The organism is Methylocystis sp. Sn-Cys, assembly GCF_016745395.1.
GTDB classification, from domain to species: Bacteria; Pseudomonadota; Alphaproteobacteria; order Rhizobiales; family Beijerinckiaceae; genus Methylocystis; species Methylocystis iwaonis.
The window spans coordinates 72,342-86,001 of record NZ_JAERVJ010000002.1; the positions used below are offsets into that span (position 1 = coordinate 72,342).

Consider the following 13,660-nt stretch of genomic DNA (forward strand, 5'->3'; position numbering starts at 1 on the left):
GACAATCTTGGGCGTGATCGGGCTCGGGCCCCACCCGGCCCCGCGGCGCGAGGCCACCCTCCCCGCAAGGGGGAGGGATGGGGATCGCGGGCGAGATTGTCCTTGGCGCGGTTGCGAAGGGCGTCTCGCGCTCGCGCATCTAAGTTACGTATCGCCGGCGCCCGCAGCATCGCTCCCTCCCCCTTGCGGGGAGGGGCAGGGGTGGGGGTCGACAATCTCGGGCGTGACTGGGCTCGGGCCCCACCCGTCCCGGCTTCGCCGGGCCACCCTCCCCGCAAGGGGGAGGGATGGGAATCGCGACGCCGATTAGCGCGCACCGTCACGTTCCGACCTCGTCCGCGATCCGCAGGGCCTCGGCGAGCGTCATCTGCGAGCGCCGGGCGAAGGCGGGGTCCGGCTGTGGATAATCCGAGCGGAACTGCGCGCCGCGACTCTCGCGCCGCATCAGCGCCGAGGCGGAGATCATCAGCGCCGTGGTCAGCATATTCGAGACCTCGATATCCCGCGCCCGGCTCGATAGCCGGCGGATCGCTTTGATCGCGCCGGAGAGCCCGGCGACGTCGCGGATGACGCCGACATTGGCGGACATGAGGTCGCGCAATTCCTCGATGATCGCAAAATCGCTTTCGCGCGCGGAAGCCTCGGCGCGCTCGGCGGCGACGCGCGAATCGATGTCCTGCAAAGGCGTCGCGCCGATGTCGGCCGCCACGCGCGCGCCGAAGACAACGGCTTCCAGAAGAGAATTGGAGGCGAGACGATTCGCCCCATGCACGCCTGTCGAGGCGACTTCGCCGATCGCCCAGAGGCCGGCGACGCTCGTGCGGCCGCGCGCGTCGGTCCACACGCCGCCCATGTGGTAATGGGCCGCGGGCGCGATCGGGATGGGTTCGCGCACCGGGTCGATTCCCGCCGCCTTGCAGCTCGCGTAAACGGTCGGGAAACGCGCGGGGAATTCGGCGCCGACGGCGGCGCGGGCGTCGAGGAAGGCGCCGCGTCCCGCCTTGACGCTGGCGAAGACGCTGCGGGCGACGATGTCGCGTGGGCCCAGCTCTCCCGCCGGGTCGACGTCGAGCAGGAAGCGCCGCCCGTCCCGGTCGACGATGATGGCGCCTTCGCCGCGCAGCGCTTCGGTCGCGAGCGGGGCCGGGTCGGCGTTTATATCGATCGCGGTGGGGTGGAACTGCACAAATTCCGCGTCCGCGACGATGGCCCCAGCGCGCGCCGCCATGGCGAGGCCGACGCCGCGCGACTCGATGGGGTTGGTGGTGAGCCGGTAGAGGTGGCCGACGCCGCCGGTCGCGAGCACCAGCGCGGAGCAGGGGATGTCGCAGATGCGTCCCGACGCATGGCGCGCGCGCACGCCGACGACGCGACGGTCGCGGGTGATGATTTCCTGCGCGGAATAGCCGTCGACGACGGTGATCGACGGGGTCTCGGCGACCTTTCTCTCCAGCGTCTCCATGATGGCGCGGCCGGCTCCGTCGCCCATGACGCGCACGACGCGGCGCCGGGAATGGGCGGCCTCGCGAGACGGCGAGAAAGCGCCGCAATCCTTGCGATCGAAGGGCGCCCCCATGGCGGCGAGATCCTCGACGCGCGCGCGCGCCTCCTGCGCCATGCCGAGCGCAATTTCAGCGTCCACGACGCCGCCGCCTGCCGCAACCGTATCCTCGGCGTGCCGTTCCGGCGTGTCGCCCTCCTCGACCGCCGCCGCAATGCCGCCCTGCGCCCAATAGGAGGAGCCGCTCGAGCCGAGCGGCGTCGGCGCCAGAATGGCCACGGGATGCGGCGCGAGCTTCAGCGCGCAGAAAACCCCGGCGAGGCCGCCGCCGACGATGACGATGGGAGGAAGCTGTTTCGGCATAGGCTAATCGAGTGAGACGGCGGCGAGCCGTTCGAGCGCGGCGGCTTCGCGCGCCACGGCGGCGGCGGCGAGCGCGCGGGCGCGCTCGGGCAGGGGTAAAGCAAGCGCTGCAGCATGGCCCTTGGGGGACATCTTGCAAAGGGTCTTGCCGAGAATATCGACGATCTTGTCGTCGGAGTAGCCGTCGTATTTGGCGAGGAACTCGTCGAAGTAATGTTCGAGGAAGACGACCGCCGCGACATTCTCCAAAGCCTGCGATTCCGGGTCTTTTTTCAATTGTTCCTTCCGGATCAGCGCGCCGACATGGGCGATCGCCGCTTCGTCATAGCCATTGGCGCGCATGATCCTGCCGGCGAGTTCGGCGTGATGGGCGCGGCACGTGCGTCGCCAGTCATTGTAGCCCTTGCGCCCTTCGGGGTAATCGCCGCGCGCAATCTCCCAGCGGCGCAGATGCTGCGCGCGGGCGGCGATTTTCAAAAGGTCCGAGGCGTTGGGGTAGAGCGCGGCGAGACGCGCGCTCATGCGCTCTGCATATACTGTCTCGACGGCGCGGCCGTCGACTTTGCGGGGGTCTTCGGCGTTGGCGGCGTCGATGGCGGCGAGAACCGCGTCGAGAGAGGGCATGTGGTCTTCCCGTTGCGCCCCCTCCCCAACCCTCCCCCGCAAGCGGGAGAGGGAGCAGGTTGGGGCCTTCATCGACAGCGCCGATCGCGAGCGTCCCCTCTCCCACTTGCGGGGGAGGGACAGGGAGGGGCTTCACCCCAGATCGATCATCCGTTGCACGCTTTGCCGCGCGCGGGCGGCCACGGCCGGGTCTACCAAGACCTCCTCGCGGATGTCGAGCAGCGCGTCGAGAATCTTCGGCAGCGTGATCCGTTTCATATGCGGGCAGAAATTGCAGGGGCGCACGAATTGCGTGCCCGTCGTCTCCGCCGCGATATTATCCGCCATGGAGCATTCGGTGACGAGCAGCACGCGCGCCGGCTTTTTCGTGCGCACATAATCGATCATCGCCGCCGTGGAGCCGGAGAAATCGGAGACTTCCACGACTTCGCGCGGGCATTCCGGATGGGCGATGACCTTGAGGCCCGGATGATCGGCCTTGAAGCCGAGGATTTCTTCGGCCGTGAAAAGCTCGTGCACTTCGCAGGCGCCGTTCCAGGCGATGATCTTCACCTTGGTTTGCACGGCGACGTTCTGCGCCAGGAAACGGTCGGGAACCATGATGACGCGGTCGACGCCGAGGCTCTCCACCACCTTCACGGCGTTGGAGGAGGTGCAGCAGATGTCGACCTCGGCCTTCACCTCCGCGGAGGTATTCACATAGGCGACCACCGGCACGCCCGGATATTTGCGGCGCAGCGCGCGAATGTCGGCGGCCGTGATCGAGGCGGCGAGCGAGCAGCCGGCTTCGGCGTCGGGGATCAGCACGGTCTTTTCGGGGTTCAGGATCTTCGACGTCTCGGCCATGAAATAGACGCCGCCCTGGACGATGACCTCGGCGTCGGATTTCGCCGCCAGCTTGGCGAGCTGCAGGCTGTCGCCGATATAGTCCGAGACGCAGTGGTAGATTTCCGGCGTCTGGTAATTATGCGCCAGAATCACCGCATTGCGCGTCTTCTTGATGTCATTGATCGCCTTTACGTAAGGCGCGTGAAACGGCCATTCGATCGCCGGAATCACCTTGGAGACGCGCTCATAGAGATGCGCCGTCGCCGCCTCGACCTCCGGGGTCCATTCCAGATTGGGGCGGGGAATGATCGGAAAGCGGCCGTCGGGCCCCAGGCCCAGCGCGCGCGGGCGGATCGTCGGCGCGGGCGCGAGGTCTCTCGTCAGTTCGGCGGTTTGGGACGTCATGGCTCGCTTGCCCCTCACAGTAGTCGACGTCTACGCGGCCTATATACTCAAAGTGAGTATAAGGTGGCCCTACAAAAACTCCGCGGCGAACCCCGCCCGGAGCGCTCATTCGCCAGAGCTTAATGATACTTGTCCGCACCCGCAACCCTAGCAATCCGACACATGTTCTCGCGGCGAGCATAAGTCAAGGCCAGACCCCGGAAAAGGAAACATTAACTCCTTTTCAGGCGCGCGCCCGGCACAGCTTTAACAATTGTCAACGTCTGCGGCGGAACATCCGATCGGATTCTCTCCCGGCATGACGCCGAGGGAAAAATGGGCCGCGGGATGGCATGATGTTTTTATCCGCATTTTCTGGCGCGCTGTCGCGCCTGCGCGCTTACTTTTTCGATTCCGACAGATCATGCCTCGCGCGTCTACGCCATTTTCTCGAGGGCGACCCGCTGGCTTTCGAGGCTTGTCCGCTCTCGCCTTCCGTTCGGGGGCGTTTCCGCGCCGAGCAACTCACCGATCTCGAACGGGGGACGCCGGTCATTTTGCTCGTTTCCTGTTTCAGCGCGCTGACCTTTTTGCTGCTGATGTGGGAAACCCCCGTCGCCGGGCAGGTCGAAGTCTGGACAGCGCTGGTATTTTGCCTTGCGGGAATCGTTTACGCCCGGCGGGTGAGCGCGCCGCAGCGTCACCGCAGCGCCGTTTCCGCGAATGGCGTGTGGCGGGCCACGGCGAATGCGTTTCTGCATGGTGCGCTATGGGGCGTTTTTCCGGCCTTTTTCTTCGCCGACTCGCCGCTGCCGCAGCAACTTGTCATCGTCGGATTTGTCTTGTCGACCTTGTTCGGCGGCGGTTTTGCGCTGTGCATGATCCCCGGCGCTTTGCTGGCCCATGTCGCGCCGATCTGGGCGGGCTTCGCCGTCGCGCTCTTGAGCAAGCACGATCCTGTGTTCGACGTTGTCGGCTTCGCCACGACTCTCTACAGCCTGGTGATGATCAACGGCGCGTTCAAACGCGCGGAGGCGGCGGCGCAGCGTTGCGCGGCCGAGGCGGCGGCGCAGGAAGGGGCCCTCCGCGACGAGCTGACCCTTTTGCCCAACCGGGTCGCTTTTCGTGAAGAGCTTGCGCGGTCCTTCGCGCGTTTGGCGCGCAAGGACGAACGCTTCGCGCTGATGTGCCTCGATCTCGACGGCTTCAAAAACGTCAACGACTCGATGGGACATGAGGCGGGCGACCTCGTTCTTGTCGAAGCCGCGCGTCGGTTGAAGGCGTCCACGCGCGAAAACGATCTTGTCGCGCGCCTCGGCGGCGACGAGTTCGCGCTCATTGCGGTCGATATTCGCAACGTCGAAGACGCGGTGACGATCGCGCGACGCATCCTGGCCAGCTTTCGCGCGCCATTCGAGGTCGAGGGACGCAGCCTGCAAATCTCCACCAGCATCGGCGTCGCCATCGCGCCGAGCGACGGCGTCGATCCGGAAAGCATCATGCGTAGCGCCGACAGCGCAATGTATGCAACGAAGCAGGCCGGCCGTTGCGGATATACGCTATTTCGCGACCGATTCGGCTTCATCGCCGAGCGAAACACGCTCGGCGCCGAGCTCGACCGCGCCTTCGCCGAGCACGAACTCTTCATGGTCTATCAGCCCTTCGTCGATTCGCAGAGCTGTGAAACAACGGGCTTCGAAGCGCTCTTGCGCTGGCGCCATCCGGTGCGCGGCGTGCTCAGCGCCGCGGAGATCGTGCCGCTCTTCGAGCGTGAAGGCCAGATCGAGCGGGTCGGCTCCTGGGCGCTGCGGGAAGCGACCGCCGCGGCGCAAGAATGGCCGTCGCATCTCAGGCTCGCGGTCAATGTTTCCGCGCTGCAATTGCGCAAACATGATTTCGAGGAGATTGTCCGCGAGGCGCTGAATGCGAGCGGCCTCGAGCCGGGCAGGCTGGAGCTCGAGCTCACCGAAACGGCGATGATCCTCGACGGCGAAAAAGCCTACGACATGCTCGCCAACCTGCGCCAGCTCGGCGTGAAGACGGCGCTCGACGATCTTGGAACAGGCTATTCCTCCCTGGCCAATCTCGTGGGCCTGCCGCTCGACAGGCTGAAAATCGACCGCTCTTTCGTGGCCAATCTGGAAACCAATCCGATGTGCGCCTCGGTGGTGAAGCTGACGATCGAGCTGGCGCGCTCCCTCTCGCTTTCGGTCACCGCCGAGGGCGTCGAAACCGCGCGCCAACTGAAAATGCTCAGCGAATTCGGCTGCCGCGAGGTTCAGGGCTATCTGTTCAGCGCGCCGCGCCCGGTGCGGCAGATCGGCGACCTATTCGGCGGCTTTCCGATCGTCGAGGAGGCGCGAGCGCCGACGTCCCAGCACGAGCCCGGACGCCTCGCTGCGGCGGGGTGAGCGCGCGGATATTTCGAGGGGTCGCGGCGGCGGTCAAACCCCGCTATAGACATGGCCATGCAGCCAGATGTCCCAACCGTTTTCCCGCGCCGCCATCTCCTCGGCATCGAAGGCCTGTCGAGGCCGACGATCGAAATGCTTCTCGACATGGCCGAGCAGGCGGTCGAAGTGTCGCGGCAGGTCGAGAAGAAGCGGTCGATCCTGCGCGGGCGCACGCAGATCAATCTCTTCTACGAAGCCTCGACGCGCACGCAGGCCTCCTTCGAGATCGCCGGCAAGCGCCTCGGCGCGGATGTGATGAATATGTCGGTGGCGCGCTCGTCGGAATCCAAAGGAGAGACGCTGCTCGATACGGCGATGACCCTCAACGCCATGCGCCCGGACATCATCGTGGTGCGGCATGCGCAGGCCGGCGCGGCGCATCTTCTGGCGCGAAAGGTCGACTGCTCGGTCGTCAACGCCGGCGACGGCGCGCATGAACACCCGACTCAGGCGCTGCTCGACGCGCTGACCATTCGCCGCAACAAGGGGCGCATCGAGGGGCTCATTATCGCGATCTGCGGCGATATTCTCCATTCGCGCGTGGCGCGCTCGAATATTCTGCTGCTGTCGGCGCTTGGGGCGCGGCTCCGGGTGGTCGGGCCGTCGACGCTCGCCCCCGACAGCCTCTCTCGTCTCGGGGTCGAGGTCCATCACGACATGCGCAGCGGGCTCGACGGCGCAGATATTGTGATGATGCTGCGGCTGCAGCGCGAGCGCATGGCCGGCGCGCTCACGCCAAGCGCCCGGGAATATTATCATTTCTTCGGCCTTGACGAGGAAAAGCTCGCTTTTGCCGCGCCCGACGCGCTGGTTATGCACCCGGGCCCGATGAACCGCGGCGTGGAGATCGACTCCGCCGTCGCGGACAGCGGCCGTTCCTTGATCCGCGAGCAGGTCGAAATGGGCGTCGCGGTCCGCATGGCCGTTCTGGAGGCCCTCGCGCAGCACCTGCCCAATGTGTAAGATCGGTCGAAAAGAACCAAGAAGGGGCGCGAAATGCTCAAATTGATCCGCTTCATCGGATTAGTGTCTCAGTCGATCATGATCCAGTTCGCTCATGTGTTCGGCTTCGTCGCCTTCGCGGCGGCAGCGGCGATCGGCTATTTTCGGTTGCCGTCGTGGTCGGTGCCGATTCTCGCCGTCGTCTGCGGCGTCGTTTCAGACAAATTGCTCGATCAGGAGTCTGTCACCGGGCTTTTGGAGAAGGCGCATTCCGCCAATCAGCGCGGCGGCTTTCTGATCGTCGTGTATTTCGTAATCTGCGCGGTCGGCTATATCGTCGGCGCCTATGGGCGCCATTATCAGCGCAAGCGCGTCACGGCGGCGGCCGCGAAGGAGTGACCTTCTCCCAGCCGTCATTGCGAGCGAAGCGAAGCAATCCAGGGCCGCAACGCGGCTCTGGATTGCTTCGTCGCTTACGCTCCTTGCAATGACAGCGAGATTTGCGTCGCCTGTCGCGCTCAATTGTGAGCAATCGCCGTCAGCGATCCGCTGATGTTGACGCCGTTCCGGATGAAGCTGTTGTCGCCATAAGTGGAGGCGAAACCGCCTGAGACTTTGACGCCGGTCGGGTTTCCAACGGCAGTCGATTTCGTGAGGTAGATAAAGCCGTTATTCGTGACCGAAAGGCCGGTGGCCGCGTTCGCGGTCGCGTCGACCTGGTCGATTTCGACATAGGCGAGGCTCGTCGCGAGCACGCCGACCCCATTGGCGTTCGCCTTCACGCGCGTCAGCGTTCCGGTCGGCTGCACATAGTTCATATTCTGCGCGTTTGCGATATTGCCCTGCACGAGAACGCCAGTCCCGTTGTCGCGCACGAGGGTATCGGCGACAGCGAAGAGGCCAGGGCCCGCCTGCGGGACGATGGCGAGGCCATTGCCCTTGAACCCGATGACCGTGCAATCCTGGATGGCGATGTTGCCGAAGCCCGTGGCGTTGACGCCATTGGTGGCGGTTCCACCCCCGTCGATGACGAGACCCTTGATGAGAATCGAGGCCGTCGTCGGGGCCTGGACGGCGATTGCGTCGCCGGAGGAGACCGACACGCTGGCGTCGCCGACGTTCGCATTGACGATCGACAGCGCATTCTTGATCACGACTGGCCCATAGGCTCCCGGATCGCGCACCAGAATCGCGCCGCCGACGGCGACGATGGCGTCGTGCATATATTGGAAGGTCTTACAGGGGCTCGTAAGGGCGCCGCAGCTCGCGCTGTCGGCGCCGAACTGGGCAGACGCCCAGGCGCGCGGGAGCGCGCCCGAGGCATGAGAAATATTCGGGGCGAGACTCTCCGTAGCGAGGATCGCCGCAAAGAAAGCTGAAGATGATTTGCGCATAACCAACTCCTGACCGCGCAATTCCACTGCGCAATTCGCAATGGTAGCCAGGCGTCCAGAGAGTTCCGTGCGTCCGCTCACTTGGCGAACGCGAATGCAGCAGATGGCCGGAGAGGGATCGCTCGAGTTTAGCCCGTCATTGCGAGCGGGGCGAAGCAATCCAGGGCCGTGATAGCTGCTCTGGATTGCTTCGTCGCTTCGCTCCTCGCAATGACGGCGAGGCAGCTAGGTTTGCTTACAGCCCCTCGAACAGCGCCGTGGAAAGATAGCGCTCGGCGAAGGAGGGGATGATCAGGACGATATTCTTGCCCTCGGCCTCCGGCCGTCCGGCGATTTCCAGCGCCGCGGCCACGGCCGCGCCCGAGGAAATGCCCACCGGAATGCCCTCCACGCGCGCGAGCAGGCGCGCCGTGTCGAAGGCGGTCTGATTGCCGATGGTGACGATCTCGTCGATGACGCCGCGATCGAGGATCGGCGGCACGAAGCCGGCGCCGATGCCCTGAATCTTGTGCGGTCCCGGCGGGCGGCCGGAGAGCACCGCCGAATCTTCCGGCTCCACCGCCACCACGCGCAACGCCGGATTATGCTGCTTGAGCACCTGACCCACGCCGGTGATCGTGCCGCCGGTGCCGACGCCCGAGACAAAATAATCGACGTGGCCCTGGGTGTCGTTCCAGATCTCCTGCGCCGTGGTGACGCGGTGAATCTCGGGGTTCGCGGGGTTTTCGAACTGCTGCGGAATAACGGCGCCGGGGGTTTCGGCGGCCAGCTCCGACGCTTTGGCGAGCGCGCCCTTCATGCCTTGGGCGGCGGGCGTCAGCACCAGCTCGGCGCCGAGCAATGCGAGCATCTTGCGCCGCTCGATCGACATCGATTCCGGCATGACGAGGATAAGCCGGTAGCCGCGCGCCGCCGCGACAAAGGCGAGAGCAATGCCCGTATTGCCGGAGGTCGGCTCGATGAGCACGGATTGGCCGGGGGTGATCTTGCCGCTCTTTTCCAGCGCGTCGATCATGGCGACGCCGATACGGTCCTTGACGCTGGCGATCGGATTGAAGAATTCGAGCTTGGCCAGAAGGTTGCCCTTCACGCCTTTTTCTTTCGCCAGTCGGTCGAGCCGTACGAGCGGCGTGTCGCCGATCGTCTGGGTGATGGAGTCGTAAATGCGGCCGCGGCCCGGCTTTGCGGGTGGCGTGAACGGCGTGTCTTTCGACATGTCTTGCTCCGGAACGAGTTTCAGATCGACAGCTTGGCCCCCACCGCCGCCATCATTGTCGCAAGCGCGGGCCTCAAATAGTGGTCGGGAACGCGAGCGGCCAGATGACTTCCCAGCCAGATGCCGGGCAGCGAGCCCACAAGCAGGGAGAACAGCAACAGCCAGTCGACGCCGCCCATCAGCCAATGCCCGAAGCCGGCGACCAGCGTCAATGGCACCGCGTGAGCAATATCGGAGCCAACGAGGCGCACCGTCGGCATGCGCGGGTAAAGGGCGAGCAACACCGTCATGCCGACGGCGCCGGCGCCCACCGAGGAGACCGAGACCAGCACGCCGATGAACGCGCCGAGCACGATTGTCAGAAAGCGTGCGCGGCTGTCGGTCAGATTGTCGGTGTGGCGCGCAATGTAATTGAGGATCCAGCCGCGGAAGAGAATCGCCACGGCGGTCAGCAACAGGGCGACGCCGAGCGCCGATGTGATGAGGCCGTTCGCCGCATGGCCGGCCGTCTTGCCGAGCCAGGAGAGCAGGAGGAGCGACGCGATCGTCGTCGGAACCGAGCCACAGGCGAGCCGCCGCGTAATGCGCCAATCGACCGTATCGTTGCGCGCATGGACGATCGTGCCGCCGCTCTTGGTGACGGCGGCGTAGAGCAGGTCCGTCCCCACCGCCGTCGTCGGCGCAATGCCGAAAAGCAGCACGAGGATCGGCGTCATCAAGGATCCGCCGCCGACGCCAGTGAGCCCGACGAGCGAGCCGACGACAAATCCTGACAGCGAATATAGAGGGTTGAAGGCATGGAGCGCATCGGCGACCGAGACCATTGGGATGGGCTCCTTTCTTTTTCACATCCGCTTCCCGTGCAAACACGGGAGCCACCATCTTCTAATGTATATTGTCGGAAAAGTTTGTCGCGTCAAATGTCTACTGTTCTAGTTGAAAGCTAGAGTGACTGGAGGGAGGCCGTCAAGCTCTTATATGAAAGGCGTCGAATATGTGATTTAGTCGCGCCGCCGAGCGGGAGAATAGGGTAAGCCTCCCGACGCGGCGGGGGCCGCGCCTGGCGCGAAATCTGTGGTAAGCTGTCGAATGCTCACGAAAAAAGCAAAATACGGACTGAAGGCGATGTCCTATCTCGCTGGGATTGAGCCGGGCCAGACGGCGCTTGTCGCGGATATTGCCGCCAGCAATCAAATCCCCAAGAAATTTTTGGACGCCATCCTCAGCGAATTGCGCAACGCCGGCTTTGTCCATTCCAAGAAGGGGAAGGGCGGCGGCTATATGCTCGCCCGCCTGCCGGAGCAGATCGCCGTCGGCGACCTCGTGCGCGTTCTCGACGGGCCGCTCGCGCCGATTCAATGCGCCAGCAAGCGGCTTTATCGCAAATGCGACGACTGTCCGGACGAGTGTCGCTGCCCCGTCCGCCTGGTCATGCTCAAAGCGCGCGACGCCATCGCTCAGGTGCTCGACAACACCTCGCTCGCTCAAATGCGCGCGCTCGGAGAGGCGGGTTTGGCGCCGGCCGAAGGCAAAGCGGCGAAATCCGCGCCGGCTGCGGCCATGGACATGGCGTGAGGCTGAACCTATAAAGCCCGCGCCGGCTTTTCGCGCCGGGCGATCTTGCGAAATTAGAGGCCGGCCTGACGCCGGGAATTGAATGTCGGAAGCAGCGGTGGCGACGGTTCGTCGGGATGCGGAGCAGGGACAAGCGGCGGCTGCGTTGCGCCGCACGATGGTCGAGCGTCAGCTTCGTCCCTTCGATGTCACGGACGTGCCGCTCCTCGCGCGCTTCCTCGAGATTCCCAGAGAGCTCTTCCTGCCTGCGAGCCAGGCGCCGCTGGCCTATTCGGACCTCGCCATCACGGTGAACGGCGCTGGCGGAAACAAGCGCACGCTGTTGCCGCCGCTCGTTCTCGCCCGCCTCCTGCAAGGGGGCGAACCCCGCCCGGGCGAGAGGGCGCTCGACATCGGCGGCGCCGGCTATTCGGCGGCGCTTCTTGCCGGCCTTGTCGGCGAGGTGGTCGCGCTCGAATCCGATCCGGAGCTCGCCGCGCGCGCCAAGGATGGCCTGTCGGCGCTCGGCGCCGCCAATGCGCGCGTCGTGACGGGTCCGCATCAGCAGGGCTTCGCCGCCGCGGCGCCTTATGACGTCATCTTTGTCCATGGCGCGGTCGAGGCGGGTCTCGACACGCTCTTCGCTCAGTTGACGCCGAACGGCCGTCTTCTTGCGATCGTGACGCCGGAGACGGGCGCCGGACAGCATGTTGTGCGGTTCGAGCGTCAGGATGGCCAGCTCGCCGGACGAATCTCATTGCTCAGCGCGAATGCGCCGGTTCTCGAGGGTTTTGCGAAGGCGCCGTCTTTCGTCTTCTGACGCGCCTACATTCAGCTTTTTCGCGTACCTTGCGTTCCTTGTGCCGCGTCTTGTGGAGAATCGCCTGCTGGGCAGGGCGTTCTCGCTGTCGTGCTTCTGGCGGAAGCCGGATTGTGATGAGGAGCGTTCAGTATGGATGTGGCGTCTAAACGGTCGCCGGGGCAGGGCCTTGCGACTGTTGCGCAGAGCGCCCTCATCGCGGCGGCGCTGATTTCGGCTTCGATCAGCGACGCACAGGCCGAATCGCTTCTCTCGGCGCTCGCTCGGGCTTACGCCGGCAATCCAGATCTCAATCAGAGCCGCGCGAATGTGCGCGTGCGCGACGAGGAGACGCCCAAGGCCGCCGCCGGCATGCGGCCGAAAGCGAACATCCAGGCCTCTGCCGGCCCCCAATACGGTAATCTGCGCATTCCCGGCGGGCGAAATACGACGACCGGCCAACGGCAATATTTCGGCGACGAATTTGTCGGCTGGCCGCGCGGCGCCACGCTCAACATCACGCAGAATGTCTTCGACGGCGGACGCACCGCAAATTCCATGCGCCAGGCCGAGTCCGGCGTCTTCGCCGCGCGCGCCACGATGCGTCTCACCGAGCAGGCGATCCTGCAAAACGGCGCCACCGCTTATATGAATGTGCTGCGCGACACGGCGGTCGTCAATCTGCGCAAGAACAACATCTCCGTTCTCGAGCAGCAGCTCAAGCAGACCCGCGATCGATTCGACGTCGGCGAGGTGACGCGCACCGACGTGGCGCAGGCCGAAGCCTCGCTCGCCCAGGCGCGCTCCGATCTCTACGCCGCGCAAGCGCAGCTCAAGACGAGCATCGCCAACTATCATCAGCTCATCGGCAATGACCCGAGCCATCTCGAGCCCGGCCGTTCGCTGGAGCCGCTTCTTCCCAAATCGCTGAACGAGGCCATCGCCATCGCGCTCGCGGAGCACCCGGGCGTCGTTTCGGCGCTGCATCAGGTCGATGCGGCGGAGCTCGCCGTGAAGGTCGCGGAGAGCGCGTTGTCGCCGACCCTGTCGGTCAATGCGCAGGTCTCGAACCAATATGATTCATTCCTGGGCTTTCCGGGATCGAGGCAGTTTTCGGCCGCAGCGACCGGCCAGTTGAACGTGCCGCTCTATCAGGGCGGCGCCGAATACGCCTCGATCCGCCAGGCCAAGGAACAGCTCGGGCAGGCGCGCTTGAACGCCGACCTGCAACGCGACAGCGTGCGCGCCAGCGTGGTGTCGAGCTACGGATTGCTCGAGACGGCGAAGGCCTCCATCATCTCCCAGCAGGCGGCTGTGAAGGCGGCGGAGACCGCGCTTTCCGGCGTGCGCGAAGAGGCGAAGGTCGGCCAGCGCACGACGCTGGACGTGCTCAACGCCCAGCAGGCGTTGCTCAATGCGCGCGTGGGGCTGGTGATTTCGCAGCGTGATCGCGTGGTGGCGTCTTACGCCGCGCTCGGCTCCATTGGCCGTTTGTCGGCGCAGGAGATCAATCTCGACGTGGCGCTTTACGACCCTGGCGTCCATTACGAACAAGTCAAATTGAAGTGGATCGGAACGGACACGCCGGACGGGCGATGATCT

General features: G+C 65.0%; 12 protein-coding genes. 6 read left to right on the plus strand and 6 right to left on the minus strand.

Annotation, left to right across the window (positions count from 1 at the left end; translation table 11 throughout):
* Positions 1-319: 319 nt before the first annotated feature.
* The 3 genes from JJT62_RS05040 to nadA form a co-directional block, all read right to left on the minus strand.
* A complete protein-coding gene (locus tag JJT62_RS05040; protein WP_202071617.1) occupies positions 320-1,864 on the minus strand; it encodes an L-aspartate oxidase in 1,545 nt (514 codons plus the stop codon).
* Between the two features lie 3 nt (positions 1,865-1,867).
* Complete coding sequence (locus tag JJT62_RS05045; RefSeq protein ID WP_202071618.1) at positions 1,868-2,488, minus strand: DUF4202 domain-containing protein; 621 nt, start codon at positions 2,486-2,488, stop codon at positions 1,868-1,870.
* A 132-nt stretch (positions 2,489-2,620) separates the two neighbouring features.
* Positions 2,621-3,721, minus strand: coding sequence for a quinolinate synthase NadA (nadA, locus tag JJT62_RS05050; protein WP_202071619.1), 1,101 nt, complete (start codon positions 3,719-3,721; stop codon positions 2,621-2,623).
* Positions 3,722-4,053: 332 nt separating this feature from the next.
* Here nadA and JJT62_RS05055 point away from each other — a divergent pair, with 332 nt between their 5' ends.
* Genes JJT62_RS05055 through JJT62_RS05065 form a run of 3 tightly spaced genes read left to right on the plus strand, consistent with a single transcriptional unit; the run spans position 4,054 to position 7,494 of the window.
* Entirely contained in the window at positions 4,054-6,111 is a 2,058-nt protein-coding gene (locus tag JJT62_RS05055; RefSeq protein ID WP_202071620.1) for a bifunctional diguanylate cyclase/phosphodiesterase, read from the plus strand.
* 57 nt (positions 6,112-6,168) lie between these two features.
* Complete coding sequence (locus tag JJT62_RS05060; protein ID WP_202071621.1) at positions 6,169-7,116, plus strand: aspartate carbamoyltransferase catalytic subunit; 948 nt, start codon at positions 6,169-6,171, stop codon at positions 7,114-7,116.
* Between the two features lie 33 nt (positions 7,117-7,149).
* Positions 7,150-7,494, plus strand: a complete 345-nt coding sequence (locus tag JJT62_RS05065) for a hypothetical protein (RefSeq protein ID WP_202071622.1) — start codon at positions 7,150-7,152, stop codon at positions 7,492-7,494.
* A gap of 119 nt (positions 7,495-7,613) precedes the next feature.
* Here JJT62_RS05065 and JJT62_RS05070 read toward each other — a convergent pair whose 3' ends face one another.
* From JJT62_RS05070 to JJT62_RS05080, 3 genes are all read right to left on the minus strand, one after another.
* Positions 7,614-8,489 carry a hypothetical protein gene (locus tag JJT62_RS05070; protein ID WP_202071623.1) on the minus strand — a complete coding sequence of 292 codons (876 nt, stop codon included), beginning with the start codon at positions 8,487-8,489 and terminating at the stop codon, positions 7,614-7,616.
* A 235-nt stretch (positions 8,490-8,724) separates the two neighbouring features.
* A complete protein-coding gene (gene cysK, locus JJT62_RS05075; protein WP_202071624.1) occupies positions 8,725-9,705 on the minus strand; it encodes a cysteine synthase A in 981 nt (326 codons plus the stop codon).
* 20 nt (positions 9,706-9,725) lie between these two features.
* A complete protein-coding gene (locus JJT62_RS05080) occupies positions 9,726-10,529 on the minus strand; it encodes a sulfite exporter TauE/SafE family protein (RefSeq protein ID WP_202071625.1) in 804 nt (267 codons plus the stop codon).
* A gap of 265 nt (positions 10,530-10,794) precedes the next feature.
* Here JJT62_RS05080 and JJT62_RS05085 point away from each other — a divergent pair, with 265 nt between their 5' ends.
* The 3 genes from JJT62_RS05085 to JJT62_RS05095 all read left to right on the plus strand — a co-directional run bounded on the left by JJT62_RS05085 (position 10,795) and on the right by JJT62_RS05095 (position 13,657).
* Positions 10,795-11,280: an Rrf2 family transcriptional regulator gene (locus JJT62_RS05085; RefSeq protein ID WP_202071626.1), complete on the plus strand. Its 486-nt coding sequence runs from the start codon at positions 10,795-10,797 to the stop codon at positions 11,278-11,280.
* An 82-nt stretch (positions 11,281-11,362) separates the two neighbouring features.
* A complete protein-coding gene (locus tag JJT62_RS05090) occupies positions 11,363-12,079 on the plus strand; it encodes a protein-L-isoaspartate O-methyltransferase (RefSeq protein WP_202071627.1) in 717 nt (238 codons plus the stop codon).
* Between the two features lie 132 nt (positions 12,080-12,211).
* Positions 12,212-13,657 carry a TolC family outer membrane protein gene (locus JJT62_RS05095; protein ID WP_202071628.1) on the plus strand — a complete coding sequence of 482 codons (1,446 nt, stop codon included), beginning with the start codon at positions 12,212-12,214 and terminating at the stop codon, positions 13,655-13,657.
* Positions 13,658-13,660 lie beyond the last annotated feature (3 nt).

Coding starts and splice junctions, on each gene's coding strand:
- JJT62_RS05045 (WP_202071618.1), bottom strand. CDS start 2,488: ATGCCCTCTCTCGACGCGGTTCTCGCCGCCATCGACGCCGCCAACGCC.
- JJT62_RS05055 (WP_202071620.1), top strand. CDS start 4,054: ATGATGTTTTTATCCGCATTTTCTGGCGCGCTGTCGCGCCTGCGCGCT.
- JJT62_RS05085 (WP_202071626.1), top strand. CDS start 10,795: ATGCTCACGAAAAAAGCAAAATACGGACTGAAGGCGATGTCCTATCTC.
- JJT62_RS05070 (WP_202071623.1), bottom strand. CDS start 8,489: ATGCGCAAATCATCTTCAGCTTTCTTTGCGGCGATCCTCGCTACGGAG.
- JJT62_RS05095 (WP_202071628.1), top strand. CDS start 12,212: ATGGATGTGGCGTCTAAACGGTCGCCGGGGCAGGGCCTTGCGACTGTT.
- JJT62_RS05065 (WP_202071622.1), top strand. CDS start 7,150: ATGCTCAAATTGATCCGCTTCATCGGATTAGTGTCTCAGTCGATCATG.
- JJT62_RS05040 (WP_202071617.1), bottom strand. CDS start 1,864: ATGCCGAAACAGCTTCCTCCCATCGTCATCGTCGGCGGCGGCCTCGCC.
- JJT62_RS05080 (WP_202071625.1), bottom strand. CDS start 10,529: ATGGTCTCGGTCGCCGATGCGCTCCATGCCTTCAACCCTCTATATTCG.
- nadA (WP_202071619.1), bottom strand. CDS start 3,721: ATGACGTCCCAAACCGCCGAACTGACGAGAGACCTCGCGCCCGCGCCG.
- JJT62_RS05060 (WP_202071621.1), top strand. CDS start 6,169: ATGCAGCCAGATGTCCCAACCGTTTTCCCGCGCCGCCATCTCCTCGGC.
- JJT62_RS05090 (WP_202071627.1), top strand. CDS start 11,363: ATGTCGGAAGCAGCGGTGGCGACGGTTCGTCGGGATGCGGAGCAGGGA.
- cysK (WP_202071624.1), bottom strand. CDS start 9,705: ATGTCGAAAGACACGCCGTTCACGCCACCCGCAAAGCCGGGCCGCGGC.